General features: G+C 35.0%; 1 protein-coding gene. It reads left to right on the top strand.

The annotated features are described in order from the left end of the window. A partial coding sequence (locus KI369_RS28880) for an ArsR family transcriptional regulator (RefSeq protein WP_212959046.1) occupies positions 1–167 on the top strand: 167 nt, incomplete at its 5' end. Positions 168–257: the final 90 nt, after the last annotated feature.

Below are 257 nucleotides of genomic sequence, written 5' to 3'. Positions count from 1 at the left end.
ATGTAACACAATTAACAGAGCTATTAGATGTCCCTCAATCAACTGTATCTCAGCACTTATCTAAGATGCGTGGCAAGATTCTCCGCTCGGAAAGAAGAGGGTTAGAGATGTACTATCATATTGCAAATTCCAAAGCATGTCAGATTGTTAGTGTACTAGGTTTATAAATACCTCAAATTAAATAGCGGATTATGAAATTAAAAATAAAATAAGGGCAGCCTAGCATAGCTGCCCTTATTTTATTTGTGATTTTGCAT

The organism is Bacillus sanguinis, from assembly GCF_018332475.1.
Classification (GTDB): Bacteria; Bacillota; Bacilli; order Bacillales; family Bacillaceae_G; genus Bacillus_A; species Bacillus_A sanguinis.
The sequence above is the reverse complement of the archived record's forward strand: the minus strand, read 5'-3'. Positions and strand labels throughout refer to the sequence as shown.